The sequence below is a fragment of the Streptomyces sp. NPDC085946 genome, assembly GCF_044540485.1.
Taxonomy (GTDB): domain Bacteria; phylum Actinomycetota; class Actinomycetes; order Streptomycetales; family Streptomycetaceae; genus Streptomyces.
In genome coordinates, this window is the sequence record NZ_JBITSF010000037.1 from 35,714 (window position 1) to 51,288 (window position 15,575).

The 15,575-nt window shown below is 69.4% G+C and carries 13 protein-coding genes, 1 pseudogene and 1 CRISPR repeat array; of the genes and pseudogenes, 7 read left to right on the forward strand and 7 right to left on the reverse strand.

From position 1 onward, the window contains the following. Positions 1–148: 148 nt before the first annotated feature. Positions 149–313, reverse strand: coding sequence for a hypothetical protein (locus ACIF8T_RS37700; RefSeq protein ID WP_400041661.1), 165 nt, complete (start codon positions 311–313; stop codon positions 149–151). A 157-nt stretch (positions 314–470) separates the two neighbouring features. On the opposite strand from ACIF8T_RS37700, the gene ACIF8T_RS37705 reads away from it, so the two are divergent. Next, positions 471–1,394, forward strand: coding sequence for a hypothetical protein (locus ACIF8T_RS37705; protein WP_400041662.1), 924 nt, complete (start codon positions 471–473; stop codon positions 1,392–1,394). Between the two features lie 310 nt (positions 1,395–1,704). Here ACIF8T_RS37705 and ACIF8T_RS37710 read toward each other — a convergent pair whose 3' ends face one another. Next, on the reverse strand, positions 1,705–1,965 hold the full coding sequence (locus ACIF8T_RS37710) for a hypothetical protein (protein ID WP_400041663.1): 261 nt from the start codon (positions 1,963–1,965) through the stop codon (positions 1,705–1,707). A 66-nt stretch (positions 1,966–2,031) separates the two neighbouring features. Between ACIF8T_RS37710 and ACIF8T_RS37715 the strand changes: the two genes are divergently transcribed. Together ACIF8T_RS37715 and ACIF8T_RS37720 are read left to right on the forward strand one after the other, a co-directional pair. Further along, a complete protein-coding gene (locus tag ACIF8T_RS37715) occupies positions 2,032–2,877 on the forward strand; it encodes a helix-turn-helix domain-containing protein (RefSeq protein ID WP_400041665.1) in 846 nt (281 codons plus the stop codon). A 323-nt stretch (positions 2,878–3,200) separates the two neighbouring features. Next, on the forward strand, positions 3,201–3,809 hold the full coding sequence (locus ACIF8T_RS37720; protein ID WP_400041667.1) for a replication-relaxation family protein: 609 nt from the start codon (positions 3,201–3,203) through the stop codon (positions 3,807–3,809). Here ACIF8T_RS37720 and ACIF8T_RS37725 read toward each other — a convergent pair. Next, positions 3,792–4,379, reverse strand: coding sequence for a hypothetical protein (locus tag ACIF8T_RS37725; RefSeq protein ID WP_400041668.1), 588 nt, complete (start codon positions 4,377–4,379; stop codon positions 3,792–3,794). The two genes, ACIF8T_RS37720 and ACIF8T_RS37725, sit on opposite strands and share 18 nt — an antisense overlap. A gap of 154 nt (positions 4,380–4,533) precedes the next feature. Here ACIF8T_RS37725 and ACIF8T_RS37730 point away from each other — a divergent pair. The 4 genes and pseudogenes from ACIF8T_RS37730 to ACIF8T_RS37745 form a co-directional block, all read left to right on the forward strand. Next, positions 4,534–5,214: pseudogene (locus tag ACIF8T_RS37730) on the forward strand (IS6 family transposase); the annotation flags it as partial. A 146-nt stretch (positions 5,215–5,360) separates the two neighbouring features. Further along, a CRISPR array of direct repeats spans positions 5,361–6,425; the repeat unit is 29 nt; unit sequence GTCCTCCCCGCCGACGCGGGGGTGTTCCG. Positions 6,426–6,670: 245 nt separating this feature from the next. Next, a complete protein-coding gene (locus ACIF8T_RS37735; RefSeq protein ID WP_400041670.1) occupies positions 6,671–7,318 on the forward strand; it encodes a hypothetical protein in 648 nt (215 codons plus the stop codon). 799 nt (positions 7,319–8,117) lie between these two features. Then, complete coding sequence (locus ACIF8T_RS37740) at positions 8,118–8,300, forward strand: hypothetical protein (protein ID WP_400041672.1); 183 nt, start codon at positions 8,118–8,120, stop codon at positions 8,298–8,300. 292 nt (positions 8,301–8,592) lie between these two features. Continuing rightward, positions 8,593–9,003 (forward strand): hypothetical protein, encoded by a 411-nt coding sequence (locus ACIF8T_RS37745; RefSeq protein ID WP_400041674.1) that lies wholly within the window; start codon positions 8,593–8,595, stop codon positions 9,001–9,003. A 174-nt stretch (positions 9,004–9,177) separates the two neighbouring features. Here the strand turns inward: ACIF8T_RS37745 and ACIF8T_RS37750 are convergent, their stop codons facing one another. From ACIF8T_RS37750 to ACIF8T_RS37765, 4 genes are all read right to left on the reverse strand, one after another. Next, complete coding sequence (locus tag ACIF8T_RS37750) at positions 9,178–10,062, reverse strand: replication-relaxation family protein (RefSeq protein WP_400041675.1); 885 nt, start codon at positions 10,060–10,062, stop codon at positions 9,178–9,180. A gap of 433 nt (positions 10,063–10,495) precedes the next feature. Next, positions 10,496–12,979, reverse strand: a complete 2,484-nt coding sequence (gene fxsT, locus ACIF8T_RS37755; RefSeq protein ID WP_400041677.1) for an FxSxx-COOH system tetratricopeptide repeat protein — start codon at positions 12,977–12,979, stop codon at positions 10,496–10,498. A gap of 553 nt (positions 12,980–13,532) precedes the next feature. Next, positions 13,533–13,985, reverse strand: a complete 453-nt coding sequence (locus tag ACIF8T_RS37760; RefSeq protein ID WP_400041679.1) for a hypothetical protein — start codon at positions 13,983–13,985, stop codon at positions 13,533–13,535. Positions 13,986–14,566: 581 nt separating this feature from the next. Next, positions 14,567–15,073: a hypothetical protein gene (locus tag ACIF8T_RS37765; RefSeq protein WP_400041681.1), complete on the reverse strand. Its 507-nt coding sequence runs from the start codon at positions 15,071–15,073 to the stop codon at positions 14,567–14,569. Between the last annotated feature and the right edge of the window lie 502 nt (positions 15,074–15,575).

Below are 15,575 nucleotides of genomic sequence, written 5' to 3' on the forward strand. Positions count from 1 at the left end.
CGGGTCGACGGCCGCCTTGTCCGCGCGCCGCTCCCGACACTCCCGCTGAACCGCGGCCTTCTCAACTCGAAGCTGCAGACCTCTACCCGTAGCCGGCGCCGGGGAGATGCCGCGCGCGGCAGGACGCGGCATCTCCCCGGCGCCTAGGTCAGCACGAAGAGACGGACGTGTGGATCAGGTGGAGCAGCTCGCGGACCAGTCCGCCGGCCAACGTGGCGGAAGCGGCGTAGAACGCCGCCTGCCCGAGGCCCTGGACAAGACGATGGCGGGCACGTCGCCGCTTCGGGACGGGGCGGTGCGTACGGTGGGACATGACGGTCTCCGTTCAGGGGATGAGTCGGCTGCCCCCGCACCGCGTGTTCCTGGCAGGGATACGGTGCGGGGCGCAGTTTCTGCTGGCCCCAAGCCTTATGGCTGACGTGCGCTGAATGCAGCTCCCGAGGCTCGAATCTCGATGTAAGTTCGGCGCCATGAACGGGAATCGGGCCACGACGTGGGTCGAAGGGACTTCGGCCGACCTGGTGGCCGACGCACACGCTCTGGGCGTGATGAAAGCCAGTCCCAGGATGGTGACCTCCTGGGTCGAGGACGGGATGCTCGCCAACCCTGAGCCGCGCAAGACCAGCGCGCACGGCAGCGATCCGCGAGTCTTCCCCCCGGAGCAACGTGAGTTGTTCACCAGACTTCTCGAAGCTCGAGAGCGTTCCCCGCTGGGGCGCATCCCGCAACGGTCGCTGATCCGCGTCGTGCTGTACCTGTGGCTGATCGACGACACGATCGTGCTCACCCCGCAGGCGCGCCGAGCCTGGCGCACCCACGCGCGCGCTACTGGCCAGACGACCGCTGTCCGGCGCCGCGAGAACGTCCGTGCCATCGTTGAGCAACTCGCCCACCCCTCAGCCACCTTCAAGCAACGGCGCGCCGCCCAGCGCGTCCTCGAGGAAGGCGAGCGGACGGGCCGAATCGACATCGACAGACTGACCGCGGTCCTCACGGAGTTGTACTCGCCCTGGCCAGTCCAGCCCGGAATGCCGAGGATCGAACGAGCCCTGGCCGGCCCGTTCGGGCCCGTTTCCGTCCAGCACCACATCGCGATGTGGAAGGCCAGGGAGCAGACGATCCGCCGCCTTCGGCACGAGGAGATCGACGAGCAAGAGCTCGACCGGGTACGCGCCGCCTTTCGGCCAGAGTGGGCGGATTACCATGCTCGTCGGCCCGCCATGGCGACCATCGGTGCCGGAGAGTTCGCGGCGTACTTTGCTGAGCCCGAGACCATGGAGGGCCGCGCGATCGAGGCGGTCGATGCTTTCGTGGGAACGCTCGCCGGCGAACTCGGGCTGATTGAAGCGGCCTCCCATGCCGCAGAGACGGCACGCCTCAGCCTGGCGCGCTGACGGCCCGAGGCCAGTCACCGGCCAGTGGTCCAACTTCAGTGGCAACATGTCCAGGTTCGGTGTCACTGGACAGCCGCTGATCGGTGACAACGAACCTGGACCGATTGCCTCCCAAGTTGGATCGGCGGTCGTTCGTGACAGTGAAGCTGGATCGCCTCTGGTCAGGCCCCAGGACGGTGCCCACCCCGCAGTGGTCCCCCTACGGTCCTTCCGATCCTTGCCAGGGTCGGAAGGCCGCGCACGATGGCTCGGTCCGGGGCCGATGAGGACGCCGGTCCCGGACCGAGCCATGAGCTGGACTCCCGCAACGTCAGATCAGGATCTGGGCGACCACGCCAGCGGTGGCAGCGGCAAGGGCGAGGACGGCAGCGAAGGCTGCGCTGGCGCGGGCTACGGCGGCGGGGTAGGTGGCACCGTCGAGGCGGGCCAGCACGCCCGCAGCAGCTCCGACCAAGAGGGCGAGGACGATGACCAGGGCGCTGGTGAACAGGACGACGACGATGTGGTTCACGGCGATCTCCATAGAGGTCGGGGCGTTGACGTGGCCGACCTTCCTGGAATCGGTGTCCAACGAGGTTCACATTGGACAAAGCTGTACACCTGGACACTGCTGCTGGACACCCGACGCTGGGGAGCAATGAGCACAGAGAACCTTGGGCCCGAGGAAGCGCTCGTCGAACTGCGCAGGCGGGTGCACGAGAGACAGATCAACAGGCGGCTGACAGCAGCCCAGCTAACTGGCCTGGCGGGGTTGAGCCGAACCACCCTCTACAACTTCTTCAACGGGGCTATACCGAGGGAAGGCACAGTCGAAGCCCTGGGGCGGGCGTTGGAAATGAGCCAGAACGCCCTGAACGCCCTACATGCACTGCGGCGGATCGCGGCTGATGGAGCCGAGGCCGCCGCCAGAGCGGAGCGTGCCAGGAACGAGACCGTCGAGCCGGCCCCGTCGCCCGCCGAGGACCGGCTGCTGGCCCTCTTCCAGGCCGGCTCCGCCGTCGGCAGTGCCCTCACGCTCCAGCTGGACGCGTCCGGACGGTTCCGGGAGTTTCTGGACGCGCTTCATCTGATCGGCCTGAGCGACGCCGAAACCGCGCAGCTGTGTGAGATCAGGACCCGGTTGGAGGAGACGGACCCTCCTGGCAGGGGCGTCATGATCGCGTGCGGGCGTGTAGTGGAAGAGGTGGTTAGTCTGGTGGAGGCGCGGACCTCACGCGCCGAGTTTCGCTGGTTCACGTTGGGCAAGCTCCTGCATGGCATCGCCCTCTTCGCGGCGATGGCATGGCCAGCAGCCCCGGACCTCGACGAAGCGCGGAACGAACTGTCCTATCTCAGCGATGCCGTTGACATGCCCGAGGAGCTGCGGGCCGAGGTGAAGAACTACAGCCGGGTGGAACTGCCCACCGCCGAACAGAAGAGGATGCTCGGGGAGGCGGAGCGCCTCAGCCGGGCTTTCCATGCAATCCGGCTTACCGCCTCCTGACCGCCACCACTCCTGTCCAAGCCCCCAAGGGCGCGCGGGGTGAGTCCGCCGTCAGCAGGCGCAGCTGGGCACTGCGACTGGTGGACCACCGTCCCGCAGCCTGACCAGCGGCGGCCCAACTTCGCTGTCACCAACGACTACCAGTCCAACTTCGCTGGCAAACAATTCAACTTCGATGTCAGAGGACAGCCGCGCCTGCCTGACGATCACGACTCGGTAACGGCGCTCGGGCGAGTGTCACACCGTCGACTTTCACGACACCTCTAGCAGGTGACGGGGGATTCCATCCGGACCCCCGTGCCACCTGTGTGAGGAGCTTCGTCATGACGTACGCCAGCAGCGCCCGGCAGCCCGAGCCGGAGCCGCGCCCGACCTGGACAAGGGGTGCCGAGCGGCCTTTGGGCGACCCGGAATCCAGTGCCGTGAACGGTGCCGCGAACGATTCCAACGTCGTGCCCATCACCGCAGCTCACACGGCCCGACAAGGGGTCTCCTGGCGCGCTGACACCTCTCTCCCTTCCCCTGAGACGTTGACGAAGGGAAAGAAGTCCACTTCCACGGCCGGGAAGGTGCGGGCCGATGCGCTGCGGATGCTGGGGTGCGTTCGGATGGCCACTATGCGGCAGATGGCTCAGGTGATCACGGCTGAGGATGCCGACGGCCGGTCGTACGTGCGCAGGGCGATGAAGAAGCCAGCGGAGCTGGGGCTGGCGGAGACGAACGGCAAGGACGGAAGGCACCCGATCTGGAACCTGACCCCGGCGGGACGGAAGGCTCTGGCCGACGGCAACGAGCTGCCTCCCCGACCGAAGGGCGGCACCGGAGCGAAGGCGGGAGGCATCGCGGATCGGGCTCCAAGATCGGCAGAAACGTGGCCGCCCTCGGTCGCAGCTTGTACAGCGGAAAGTGGTGAGTCACCGACGCTTCGATGAAGCGGGAGGTTCGCCCCGATCTGGGTCACCGGGTGTGCCAAAGAAATGGGCGTCCCATGCGATCAGTTTGTCTCGCAGGCGTGCGAACTCGTTGGCCAGGTCCCAGACGTCCTCGCTGGACACCAGGCCGATCTCTGGACGACTCAGTCCCTTGGTCCCTTTTACAGTCCGCCACCCATGGACTTCCTCGTCGTACACCCAGCAGCTATGGATGTACCGGTTGCGCTGCTCGAAGCCAGAGGTGCACAGGTCCAGGTCATGCAGCAGCGCGGAACGGTCGTGAGCTGGGATCCGCTCCTCGGGGAGTGCGGCCAGCCGGGTTTTGGCCTTGGTGATGAAGTGCTTCACCGTCTCATGAGGCTTGTCCGTGTAGGGGCGCTCGACGCCGCCAAGGTGGGCGTACAGGCCGTGCAGGATGTACTCGACTTCCGCAGCACGCTGCACGAGCACTCCCAAGCCGACAGTCAGTGCAACCTGCTCCTCACTCATCCCCTCAAACAGTTCCGTTGTGCCGGGAGGGACCTGTGGCGCCTCGGGCTGAGGGATGTCGGCGGGAGACGGGAAGGTCATGTCGGATCTTTCGCGCTGGCGATCGAGGGCGGATAGTCCGACTGACGTCATCACCAAACGGTTGTAGCGAAATGCCAGAGACCACTGGGAGGCGCTGTCACGTTGGCTGAGTTAGTGGGATGATCTTCTGGTTGATCATGCGGAGGGGTTGTCCGTGGACAGCGCGTCGCCGTCGTACAAGGGGCACCGGTACCCGGTCGAGGTCATCTCCCATTGCGTGTGGCTGTACTTCCGCTTCCCGCTGTCGTTCCGGGAGGTCGAGGAACTGATGCTTGGACGCGGTGTGGTCGTCTCGTACGAGACGGTCCGGCGGTGGTGCGCCAAGTTCGGGCAGGCCTATGCGAAAGGACTGCGCCGCCGCCGGCCGAGGCCCGGGGATAAATGGCATCTGGACGAGGTGTTCGTGAAGATCAACGGAGAGCGGAAGTACCTGTGGCGGGCCGTCGACCAGGACGGCACCGTGCTGGACATCCTCGTGCAGAACCGGCGGGACACGGCCGCCGCCAGGCGCTTCTTCCGCAGGCTGCTGAAGAGGACCGGTGCGGTGCCGCGGGTGGTCGTCACCGACAAGCTGCATTCCTACGGCGCCGCCCACCGCGAGGTCATGCCCTCGGTCGAGCACCGTTCCCACAAAGGCCTGAACAACCGGGCCGAGAACAGCCACCAGCCCACCCGACAACGCGAACGCGCCATGAAAGGCTTCCGCAGCACCGGCGGGGCGCAGCGGTTCCTGGCCGCGTTCAGCGGCATCTCACCCCACTTCAGACCCCGCCGCCACCTGATGACCGCACACGACTACCGTGCCGAGATGACCGTCCGCTTCGCCATCTGGGACCAGGTCACCGGCGTCGTCGGCCGGCCCGCCGGGCCTGAGCCCGGAACCCGGCTCCACCACACACGACACGCCGACAGGCACTCGCACACCCAACAACGTGACAGCGCCGTTCCGACCGCGATCACCTCCGCCGTGCAGGCAAACCCGTCCTCCCCGCCGACGCGGGGGTGTTCCGATGACGATTCGATCATGGGCCGGGGGCGGGCCGTCCTCCCCGCCGACGCGGGGGTGTTCCGCCGTGGTGACCCTGGTGCAGGCCGCCGCGGAGGTCCTCCCCGCCGACGCGGGGGTGTTCCGAGACCGGCCGGCAGGCCCGTCCTGGGCCTGGTGTCCTCCCCGCCGACGCGGGGGTGTTCCGCTCGGCCAGGATGACGACGACGCTCCGTACGGGTCCTCCCCGCCGACGCGGGGGTGTTCCGCAGGGCAACGTGATCTTCGCGGGCGGCAAGGTATCCTCCCCGCCGACGCGGGGGCGTTCCGCCATCACGGTTCCCTTCGTTTGGGCTGTCAGCGTCCTCCCCGCCGACGCGGGGGTGTTCCGTTCGAGGTGGCGCACTCCCGCCTGCAGAAGCAGTCCTCCCCGCCGACGCGGGGGTGTTCCGAAGCCCACCCCCGAGCAGATCCAGGAAGCCGGGTCCTCCCCGCCGACGCGGGGGTGTTCCGGACGGCGTGCTGGCGGCCGTCGACTGGCTCGGGTCCTCCCCGCCGACGCGGGGGTGTTCCGATCGCGGGGCAGGTGGGCGTCAGGTGCAGCAGTCCTCCCCGCCGACGCGGGGGTGTTCCGCCGAGCATGACGAGCCGGGGCCGCACGGTGGCGTCCTCCCCGCCGACGCGGGGGTGTTCCGCCCGGCGCGCACCCGGCGTGGGTCTGGCGTCCGTCCTCCCCGCCGACGCGGGGTTGTTCCGGTCACGCGGACGAACGCCTGCGGGGTGTGCACGTCCTCCCCGCCGACGCGGGGGTGCTCCGCCGATCCGTGGGCCGGCGCGCAGGAGATCGCCGTCCTCCCCGCCGACGCGGGGGTGTTCCGCAGCACAAGGACAGTAGGAGGGAGGCGGCATGGTCCTCCCCGCCGACGCGAGGGTGTTCCGGAGTGCACGGAGCTGCGGCAAGAGCAGACCAAGTCCTCCCTGCCGACGCGGGGGTGTTCCGGCAGCACGAGACGGTACGAGCTGCCTGCCAACGTCCTCCCTGCCGACGTGGGGGTGTTCCGCGCCGGCCGATCGCCCGGGCCGCCGATGCCGGGCGGGCGGGGCAGTAGGGACTGGAGATCCTGATGGCTGTCGCCCAGGGTTTTGAGGTGCAGCGGGAGCCGGTCGGCAAACGCATCATTGCCCGCATTGCCTTGTTGGACGACCCGGGTGGTCACATCACCGGACGGGATACCGTGTAGTGCGGCGCAGAGGCGTGGACGTGAGCTGGTGTCCCCGGGGCACTTTTGTGGTGCGGAGGTAGTTCATGAAACGCATCAGCCCCGAAGGCTTCATCGCAGCTTTGGAGGACGTGGCGGCGTCCTATGCGCCAGGTGAACTCGCCTACTTGGCGTTGACCAGCAAGCCGGAGCTGACGGTACGGGACCGGCTTGCTTGGGCGCTTCAGACACGGCTTGCCGGTGCTGTGGTGGCGCGCGAATGGAGGAACACGGTCGGCTGGATCGACCTGGCGGTACTTGATACAGCGGGGGACTCACCGCGGGCTTTGCTGGAGTTGAAGGCGGCCTACACGTTCGACTTCGCAGGGCCCGACAGACCGTCCGCCATCAACTACCGCAACAAAATCATTGCTGATGCGGAGAAGCTGCGCAGTACTGACACGGTAAGCCACGACACGCAGCTCTATGTGCTGCTGCTGTTGACCCACCCTATGGGCATCCCTTCCGGCGGCACTGCCATCAAGTACCGTCCAGGGCTTTCGGCAGCACTGCGCGCCTATGGCCCAGAGCCCCTGCGTCACATGGCCGAGCACAGCGTCCGCGCCCTTTTGTCCTGTCTCAGTCGGATGCACCAAGGGACCTTGGAGGGCGGCGCGGCGTTCGGCGTCCGAGTGGCGATCGACTACTGGCTCATCGGGCCCCTGGCGACTGGCTGTCCAGGGACGGGCGCTTGAGGAGGGCGACTCAATCCGGCGCAGGAGGATCACAGCTCGCCCGGCGCGACTCGACCGCAACCCTGGCGATCATTCTCCCTGAAGCTCAATTTCTGGGTTTTTCTGGACACTGGCTGGCCGAAGTCGTCGGCTGGGTACAGGAGGGACTGGCCCAGCGGCACTCCCAGACGCTCGGCCCGAATCGACCCAGGGCACGGGCCGGTGGACGGGAACCCGCAGCGGGACCGGGCGTCACTGTCGACGGTCCGGTCCTGCGCAAGGGCTGCGCAATGCAGGGCTGCGCACTGCGCAGCCCGCGTCACCACACTGCACAGCGCGCGGCCGCGCCGAGTGGTGACGGTTCTTGGTCCTGGCGCCGAGGGCCGGTGTCCTGTGGCTGCGCAATCGTCTGCGCAGCGCGCTGACCTGCATGGCTGGGGTGGGGCGCACACTGGGTGCACCAGGATGCCCCGTGCGCAGTGAGCGGACGGCTGCGTAATCCGCTGCTCTGGTCTGCGCAGTGCACTGACCTGCTTGGTCGGGGCTGTGGCGGCCGTGGTCGGGCTCGGCGCAACGCTTGGTCGGCATCCCACCACAGCCCGACCATGGTGGTGCGCAGCCCGTCCCCGGCTCTCCGGTGGTGTCAGCGGCTCCAAGGGATGCGTTGGCCGGAATCCTGGGCGGGCCGCCAGACGGGCGCGGAGGGCTCGTCGCGGAGGATGCCGGTCAGTGCCGCGGCCAGGACGGGGACGCCTCGTAGGGTGTCCGGTGCCAGGGGCCCGCGGGGGAGGGCTGGTGGGGTGTGCGGGAGAATCCGGGCGTGACGACCGAGCGCCGCCCGCTGGGCACAGGCCCCCTGCGTACCGACGATCCCGCCGTCGAAGCCGAGCGCGTCCCGCGTGCCCGTCTTGCCGCCGAGCGCCTGCCCACCGCCCTGCCCGCCCCCCAAGCGGCGCCGCGTCCGGCTGGCCGCCGCGTCCTGGGCGCTGGCCCCGACGTGTGAGTCGGGCTACTGGCAATGACGGCGGGCAGGGAGAGGGAGGGTACGGAGTCATGAGCACCAATCGCCCCTTGCTGGTCCAGCGTGAAGCCGTCGCTGCGTGCGGCGTGAGCCGTACGACGATCCGGCGCCGCCGGGAGGCCGGCGAGCTGCCCGGGGCCGTGCTCGACGACGACCGGGGCTGGCTCATCCCCGTGGAAGGCCTGCTCGCCGCCGGGTTCCGGCTCCACGCCCCCGCCCACCTGACACTGACACGACCGACGGCAAGGCGGTCAACACCCAGGCACCGGCCGGGATGCGGCAGGACACCGTTTCCGACGAGACGGCGGCCGCCCTGCGGGCCGAACTGGAACGGCTCCGGCACGAGCACGCCCGCGCACTCGCCGAGGCCGAGGCCCGCCACCTGAAGGACCGCCTTCAGGAACGGGCCGCCCACATCGAGGACCTGCAGCGCGCCCTGGCCGCCCTGACTCCGGTCCCGGACGGCGCGGCCATTCCCCAACCCGCACAGCCGTTCCCGACAGCCGCCGTGCCCGCACCGGCTCCTGCCCTTACGGCGGCCGAGGGGACCGGGCAGGGCTCCGCCTCGGGCAAGCGGCGCCACTGCTGGCAGTCCGGTCCTGCGCAAGGGCTGCGCAACGCAGGACTGCGCACTGCGCAGCCCGCGTCACGACACTGCGCAGCGCGCGACCGCGCCGAGTGGTGACGGTTCTTGGTCCCGGTGCCGAAGGCCAATGTCCTGTGGCTGCGCAATCGTTTGCGCAGCGCGATGACCTGCATGGTCGGGGCTGTGGCGGCCGTGGTCGGAGTCATGGTCGGGCTTCCGCGCAACACCTGGTCGGGATCCCACCACAGCCCGACCACGGCTCTCCGGGTGGTATCAGTGGCTCCAGCCGACGCGCTGGTCGGGATTCTGAACGGGCCGCCAGATGGGTGCGCAGGGCCCGCCGCGGAGGATGTCGGTCAGTGCCGCGGCCAGGACGGGGACGCCTGGCAGGGCGTCCGGTGTGAGCTGGCTGGCGGCTGTGTGGAGGGCGCGGATGCGGTTGTCGACGCCGGTGGGTCCGGTGCCGTCCAGGACGAACAGCAGCCGCGGGAAGAGCGGGTAGTGGCGTCGCCATTCCTCCTGTAGCGGCTCCATCCCGATCTGACGGCGCCGCGTGCCGGGCGCCGGCGTGGGCACGTACTGATGGAGGCGGGCGTAGGCGGTGAGTTTGGCGCCGAGGCGTTCGGGTCCCATGGTGGCGCGGTCGACTTCGACGAACGCCCGCAGCATCACCCCGCGTCCGTTGGACCCCTTGCGGTAGTAGAGCAGTGCATCCGGGATGACCGCCTCGCCGCCCCCGAGCGCATGATGGACCTCAGGGATCCAGTCCAAAGGCTGGCACACATCGCTGCGGCGGCGGGCGTCTTGCACGAAGGCGAGCGCGACCTCAGTGACCGTCAGTGCGTGCCCGGCCCGCAGCCGTACCGCGGTGCGGTCCGAGACCGTCCTCGAGGGCCGCCGGCCGCGCAGCTCGGGCCACTCGCCGGCGATCTGCGCCCCGTAGGCGGTGGGGAACCATATCCGCAGCCTCCCAGCCCGTGGCAGCGTGATCCGGTCCGCCAGCCCTTCCTCGCGCAGCCTGGCCAGACGCCGCCTGGTCTGCTCGATCCGCACGCCGGGCGCCAGGAGCAGGTGTAGCTGCTCGGTGGTCGCCATCCGGTACTGCACCAGCACCGCCAGCGCCAGCCGGTCGATGCCGCCCGCGTCCACACCCCTCACCGCTCTGCTCCCGCATCCGCTCGGTGCGGCACCGCCTGACCCGGCGCCGCGCTTACGGACCACGGCAGCAGCCGACCCCGACCAGACCACCGACCAGGAGGGCCCGACCACGGTCACGATCCGACAACACCGTCCTCGACCTGGCCGACAACCTCTTCGGCATCCCCGCCGACACCGGCCCGTACCTGTCCGGGTCCGGTTCGCGTATTCGCAGGTCACCACGCTGGCTTGGTCGTGGTCGGGAGCCCGGCCTCCCCTGTACGCCCCCGTGATCACCTCACTGCCAGAAGAGGGGAGGGGCGGGATGGACGGAGCAGGCGGTGTGCGACCGGGGGAGCGGGGCGCCTGCGCTTGGCCGCGCGTCGGCCAGGGCCTGCGTGTTTTCCACTGGGCGGCCCAGCCGCGTGGGGCAGGGCCAGGGCGCATGCGGTACCTACGGTCGACCGCGTCGACGCAGTCTGGACCACCGGCCACGCGACGTTCGTGCGGCTGCTGCTTCCGAGCGGGCGAGGTTTTCTTGACTTCTGAGAGTGTCCGGGTGGTGGGGGCCGAGGATGCGTTCTCGGTCGGCGAGGGTTTGGCGGTGGAGGTCGGCGGCTTCTTGGTGGTGGCCGAGGCGGTCCAAGGTGGCGGCGAGATTGTTGCGAGTGACGAGGGTGTCTGGGTGGTTGGGGCCGAAGGTGCGCTCTCGGTAAGCCAGGGTGCGCCGGTCTAGATCGGCGGCTTCCCGGTACTGGCCGAGGCCGACCAAGGCAACGGCGAGGTTACTGCGAGTGTAGAGGGTGTCTGGGTGGTTGGGGCCGAGCATGTGTTCCTGGTCGGCGAGGGTGTGGCGGTGGAGGTCGGCGGCTTCCCGGTACTGGCCGAGATCGTTCAGTGAGGTAGCGAAGTTATGGCGGCTGGTGAGGGTGTCTGGGTGGTCGGGGCCGAGGATGCGTTCTCGGTCGGCGAGGGTGTGGCGGTGGAGGTCAGAGGCTTCTTGGTACTGGCCGAGGCCGGCCAATGCGTTGGCGAGGTTGTTGCGACCGGTGAGGGTGTCTGGGTGGTCGGGGCCGAGGATGTGTTCGCAGTCGGTGAGGGTTTGGCGGAGCAGGTCGGCGGCTTCCCGATACTGGCCGAGATCGTTCAGTGAGGTCGCGAAGTAGAGGCGGCTGGTGAGGGTGTCTGGGTGGTCAGGGCCGAGAGTGCGTTCTCGGTCGGCGAGGGCGCGTTGTTGTAAATCGGCGGCCTCTTGGTAATGGCCCTGTAGGGCCAAAGTGTTGGCGAAGCTGGTGCGGCTGGCGAGAGTGTCTGGGTGGTCGGGACCACGGCGACGCTTGTCGGCGTCCAGGATGTGCTTGCCCACTAGGTGTTCTTCCGTGAAGGCACCGGCTCCGCGCAATGTTTGCGCGAGTTCATTGAGCGTGTTGCGGGTGGTGATGAAGGTCTGGTCGGCGGCGCGGTTCAGGAGCGCTGGGAGGTGGGGTGCGAGGAGGCGGGCGGTAGGCCAGCCGGCGCGTCCAACGTGGATCGTGTCGTTCACGGCCTGAATGAGGTGGGCGTCGAGGGCGGTGTGCCAGGGAGTGGGGTCGCTGCCGGGCAGGCTGATGGCCATGACCTCGCGAACCAGCGGGTGCAAGACCACCTGGCTCACGCTGACCGCCGCGCTGTCCTCAACTGATGCGTCCAGCGTGGTGCGGGGGGTGCCGAGGAGGCCGTACTGGTGGAGTCCGGCCAGGGCAGCGTCGAGTGCGGTGGCGGTGACGTTGTGGCCGGTGGCGTCGGCGAGAAGGGCGGGGGTGATCAGGGAGCGGGGGATGGGGGCGGCTTCCAGCAGCGCCAGCAGGTGCAGCAGGGGGCGGGCCAGGATGTAGCCGTCGTCGTGAAGCTGCTCCAGGGACAGGTCCCAGGTGTGCCGGACGACGGTGCGGGCGATCTCAGGATCGGCGGCGGCTTGCGGATGCTCCGCCCCCAGCAGCTCCCCGAACTCCTGGTCCAGCGCCTCCCGGTAGGCGGTGAAGGTCCGGTAGCGGCTCGTCGCGGTGGCCAGGAAGCGGCCCGCGGCCTCCAGCGCCAACGGCAGGCCCCCCAGCCGCAGCGCCAGGGCCCGGGCGTCCGTCTCGCTGCCGGCCGACGGTGCGGCATCGGTGAGGACGGCGGCCGCGGCCGCCTCCTCCAGCGGCTCCAAATTCAGCACTTGCGCCCGTTGGCCCCAGGTGGTGACTGCGGTGTCGCGGCTGGTGATGATCAGCAGTCCGGCGCCGTCGGGGCGCAGCCAGCCTCGGTAGGTGGCCATCGGCTCCCGGCCCGGCCCGATCCGCGTGGGGGTGTCGACGTTGTCCACGACGATCACCCACCCCGGCATTACCGCCAGCTGCTCCCACACCACATCGACCAGCACTGCTTGGCCCCGCCGCGCCTCCTCCAGCCGCTGCTCGGCAAGACCGAGGGCCTGTGCGATGCGGGTGAGGTCTTCGGCCAGGCGGCTGGGATCGTCCTGCCAGCGGACCCAGAACACCGCTGCCCCGGCTTGTCGGGCGCGGTGGGCCGCTTCGGCGGCGAGGGTGGTCTTGCCCAGGCCCCCGGCCCCGCACACCACCGCCATCCCCCCACCACGCCGCAGACGCTCCAGCATGGCCAGCTCGCTGTCCCGGCCCCGCACCGGCGCCGCTGGGACCGGTGGCCGCAGGGAAGCACTGACCGCGGCGTTAGCCACCCACTCCCGTGCCGCCGGCGCACCGCTTGCCGCCGGACCGGCCCCCGCGCTGCTGGGAGCGCGCAGGGCGTACAGGGAGATCGGCAGGCTGAGCAGGGCGATGCTGCCGCCGACAACGCTGGCGGTCTGGTCCGCCTTTTCCAGCCCGAAACGGGCAACTGCCCAGGCCACTGCCCCCAGAAAGGCGGCCAGTGCCGCCACCAGCACCCAGCGGCGCAGCACGCTCGCCCATCCGCCCGTCCTTGCCCCGCGCACCCGCATCCCCCCACCGTCACCGTCAGCGTGAGGCGAGCATGCCCCGAACGTGCCGCGCCCGGGGGCCGGATGGATCAGCCGGTACGCAGCTGTGACGACCACAGGCACCCGACCACGATCACAAAGCGACAACCCCGCCGTAAACCGGGCCGACAACCCCTCCGATAACCCCGCCGACAACTGTCCGCACCCCTCCCCGCTTCGGCCTGCATCATTGCAGGTCACCACGCCGTTCCTGGCGTGGTCGGGAGCCCGACATCCCCCTTGGCACACCCCCTCGCTCGCCGGGCCAGGAATAAAGGTGGAGGGGCGGGCGGGCGTGGGGCGGTGGTGTGCGGCCGGGGGATCGGGCGGCCCTTTGTGGTGTTGCGCGTCGGCGGGGCCTGCGCGCTGTGCGCCGGGCAGGCCGGCGCATCAGGAGGCCGGGCGCCGGCGGAACACCGGCCGGGCGTGGCTGCGCAGGAAGGCGTCAGGATGAGGGAGCCGGCGACTGCAGGGCTGTCCCGGCGCCGGCCTGCCCCTATCCCTGGCCCTGGCCCTGCCCGTATTCCTGCCCCTGGCCCTGGTTCTGGTCTTGCTGGTAGAGGGTGCGGGCTTCGGTGACGGCGCGTTGCCAGCTGCGTTCATGGCCGCCGTGTTCGCGGGCCAGTTGTGCGGCGAGGCCGCGCTGGTATCCGCCGGCCTGCCGGAGCCTGTCGAGGACGATGGCGACAGCGCGGTCCCGCTGGGCGCGCCCGGAGCCGCCGCCCTGGTTGCCCCGGCCATCTCCTGGGCGCCGTCCGGCGGCCTGGAGACGGCCGGTGCCGACGTCCTGCTGCCAGGCGTTCCAGAATGCTTCCACGGCTTCCTGGTCGTAGAAGTGGGTGCGCTCCAGCACGCATGCCACCTCCGGGAACCGGAGCTCTTGCGGGTACTGGCCGCGCTGGGCGTACCAGCGGGCCACGGTGGCCGCCGACGCCCCGGTGCGCTGCATGACCCAGGCCCGGCTCACCACCCACCGGCCGTCATGAACCCGACGCGACGCGCCGCCCTCGCTCATCACCAACACTGACACCCCTCATGCTGTGCTCAGCGCAGCATCGTGACCACCAACTCCCGTACCATAGACCAGTCTCCTTGAGAGAGACGCTGGCGGGGAATCCCGGAGAGGGTTTGCCGACCCGTTCGCATCCAGAATTCCCCGCCAGCATTACTAATACTGCCCCGCCCTGCAAATAAACCGGGCTGCTTCCAAGGAAGCAGCCCGGTGAAATCCTGGCGCAGCGCAGCATTTTTTCCATTTCTCTTTCCCCCGCGGAGCGGGTGTCCCAGGGCGCTGCGCGCCCAAGGGAAGCGAAAGGCGGGCGGCTGCGCCGCCCGCACGGCGTGGGCGGTGCGCTGCGCTCCCCGCCCAGCGGGCACGGTCCGCTGCGCTTCCCTCCTCAGGGCCGGGGGCGGGCGTGGTCGTTTGGGCGCAGGGGTGCCGGGTCGCCATCCGCAGCACCCCTGCGCGCCCCGGGCGGGCCAGCCGGGGCAGGAAGCGGGCCCGGGGAGCCACCCCCGGGCCCACCAGGCTTACAGGACGGTGTAGGCCACCGGCGGATAGACCGCCTCACCCTCATCGCCCTCGTCGCCATCCTCGGCGGCGTGGACGCCGAAGGCGTCCACGAAGTCACCAGGCACGTACTCACCGAGCAGCTCGGCCGCCTCAACGGCCGAGCACTCATTCAGCGCCCCCCAGCACAGGTGCCACGCCCGCACCGTGGCAGGCCCACCATCAGCGCCGGGGGAATGCAGGTACATCACCCCAGAGCACAGGGTCTGCGCCAGACCGCAGGTCAGCAGGAAGGCGAAGTTGTCCAGGTACTTGGGCTCCGCGCCCACCAGGTCCTCAGCGCCGCCGTCACCCTCCACCGTGATCGGCAGGACCGCGCTCAAGGGACGCTCCTGCCCCTCCATGTCCACCCCGAGCCGCACCACATGCTCACCCGGCGCTAACCGCGCCATGAGGGTGGCCAGGACCGCGTGTGCCTCCTCGCGGGCCTCTGCTATGACGTCCAGAGAAACCGGCTTGAGCTGCATTCTGTTCCCCTTCGTTTCCTTGAGAGAGGTTGTCATCGGAAGGAGTTGCCGCCCCTTCCGACACTCTTATTCTGCCCATCGCGGCAGCAGGGAAACCAAAGCCAGACCTCAACTACAGAAAGATTCACAACACCCCACAGGACACCCGGAGCGACTCATCCGGGTAAGGGGCACCGTTCCAGAATCTATCCAGACCTATATTTGAAGCACAGGCCAGCAGGCTGATTCATCAGAGCTACACGGCGCATCACCTGACACAGGATCACCCACCCCAGCACCTCACCCCTCGCTGCCCGGGCCGCAGGCCCGTTGGCCGCCCCGCGCAGCGGGGCCGGCCTCAGTGGCGCGAAGCGCCACCAAGTGGCTGAAGCGCAGCGGAAGCCACTCCAAGGGATCGAAGCCCTCGCAGCGCCGGGAGCGCAGCGAACGGAGCGTCACCCGCCTTGCACAGCAAGGCGGGTGAGCTGCTCGCGCAGCGAGCAGCAGCGCTCCCGCGGAGCGG

Excerpts from the sequence above, each read along its gene's own strand:
- ACIF8T_RS37700 (WP_400041661.1), bottom strand. The coding sequence starts at position 313 with ATGTCCCACCGTACGCACCGCCCCGTCCCGAAGCGGCGACGTGCCCGC.
- ACIF8T_RS37705 (WP_400041662.1), top strand. The coding sequence starts at position 471 with ATGAACGGGAATCGGGCCACGACGTGGGTCGAAGGGACTTCGGCCGAC.
- ACIF8T_RS37715 (WP_400041665.1), top strand. The coding sequence starts at position 2,032 with ATGAGCACAGAGAACCTTGGGCCCGAGGAAGCGCTCGTCGAACTGCGC.
- ACIF8T_RS37720 (WP_400041667.1), top strand. The coding sequence starts at position 3,201 with ATGACGTACGCCAGCAGCGCCCGGCAGCCCGAGCCGGAGCCGCGCCCG.
- ACIF8T_RS37725 (WP_400041668.1), bottom strand. The coding sequence starts at position 4,379 with ATGACCTTCCCGTCTCCCGCCGACATCCCTCAGCCCGAGGCGCCACAG.
- ACIF8T_RS37735 (WP_400041670.1), top strand. The coding sequence starts at position 6,671 with ATGAAACGCATCAGCCCCGAAGGCTTCATCGCAGCTTTGGAGGACGTG.
- ACIF8T_RS37745 (WP_400041674.1), top strand. The coding sequence starts at position 8,593 with ATGCGGCAGGACACCGTTTCCGACGAGACGGCGGCCGCCCTGCGGGCC.
- ACIF8T_RS37760 (WP_400041679.1), bottom strand. The coding sequence starts at position 13,985 with ATGCAGCGCACCGGGGCGTCGGCGGCCACCGTGGCCCGCTGGTACGCC.
- ACIF8T_RS37765 (WP_400041681.1), bottom strand. The coding sequence starts at position 15,073 with ATGCAGCTCAAGCCGGTTTCTCTGGACGTCATAGCAGAGGCCCGCGAG.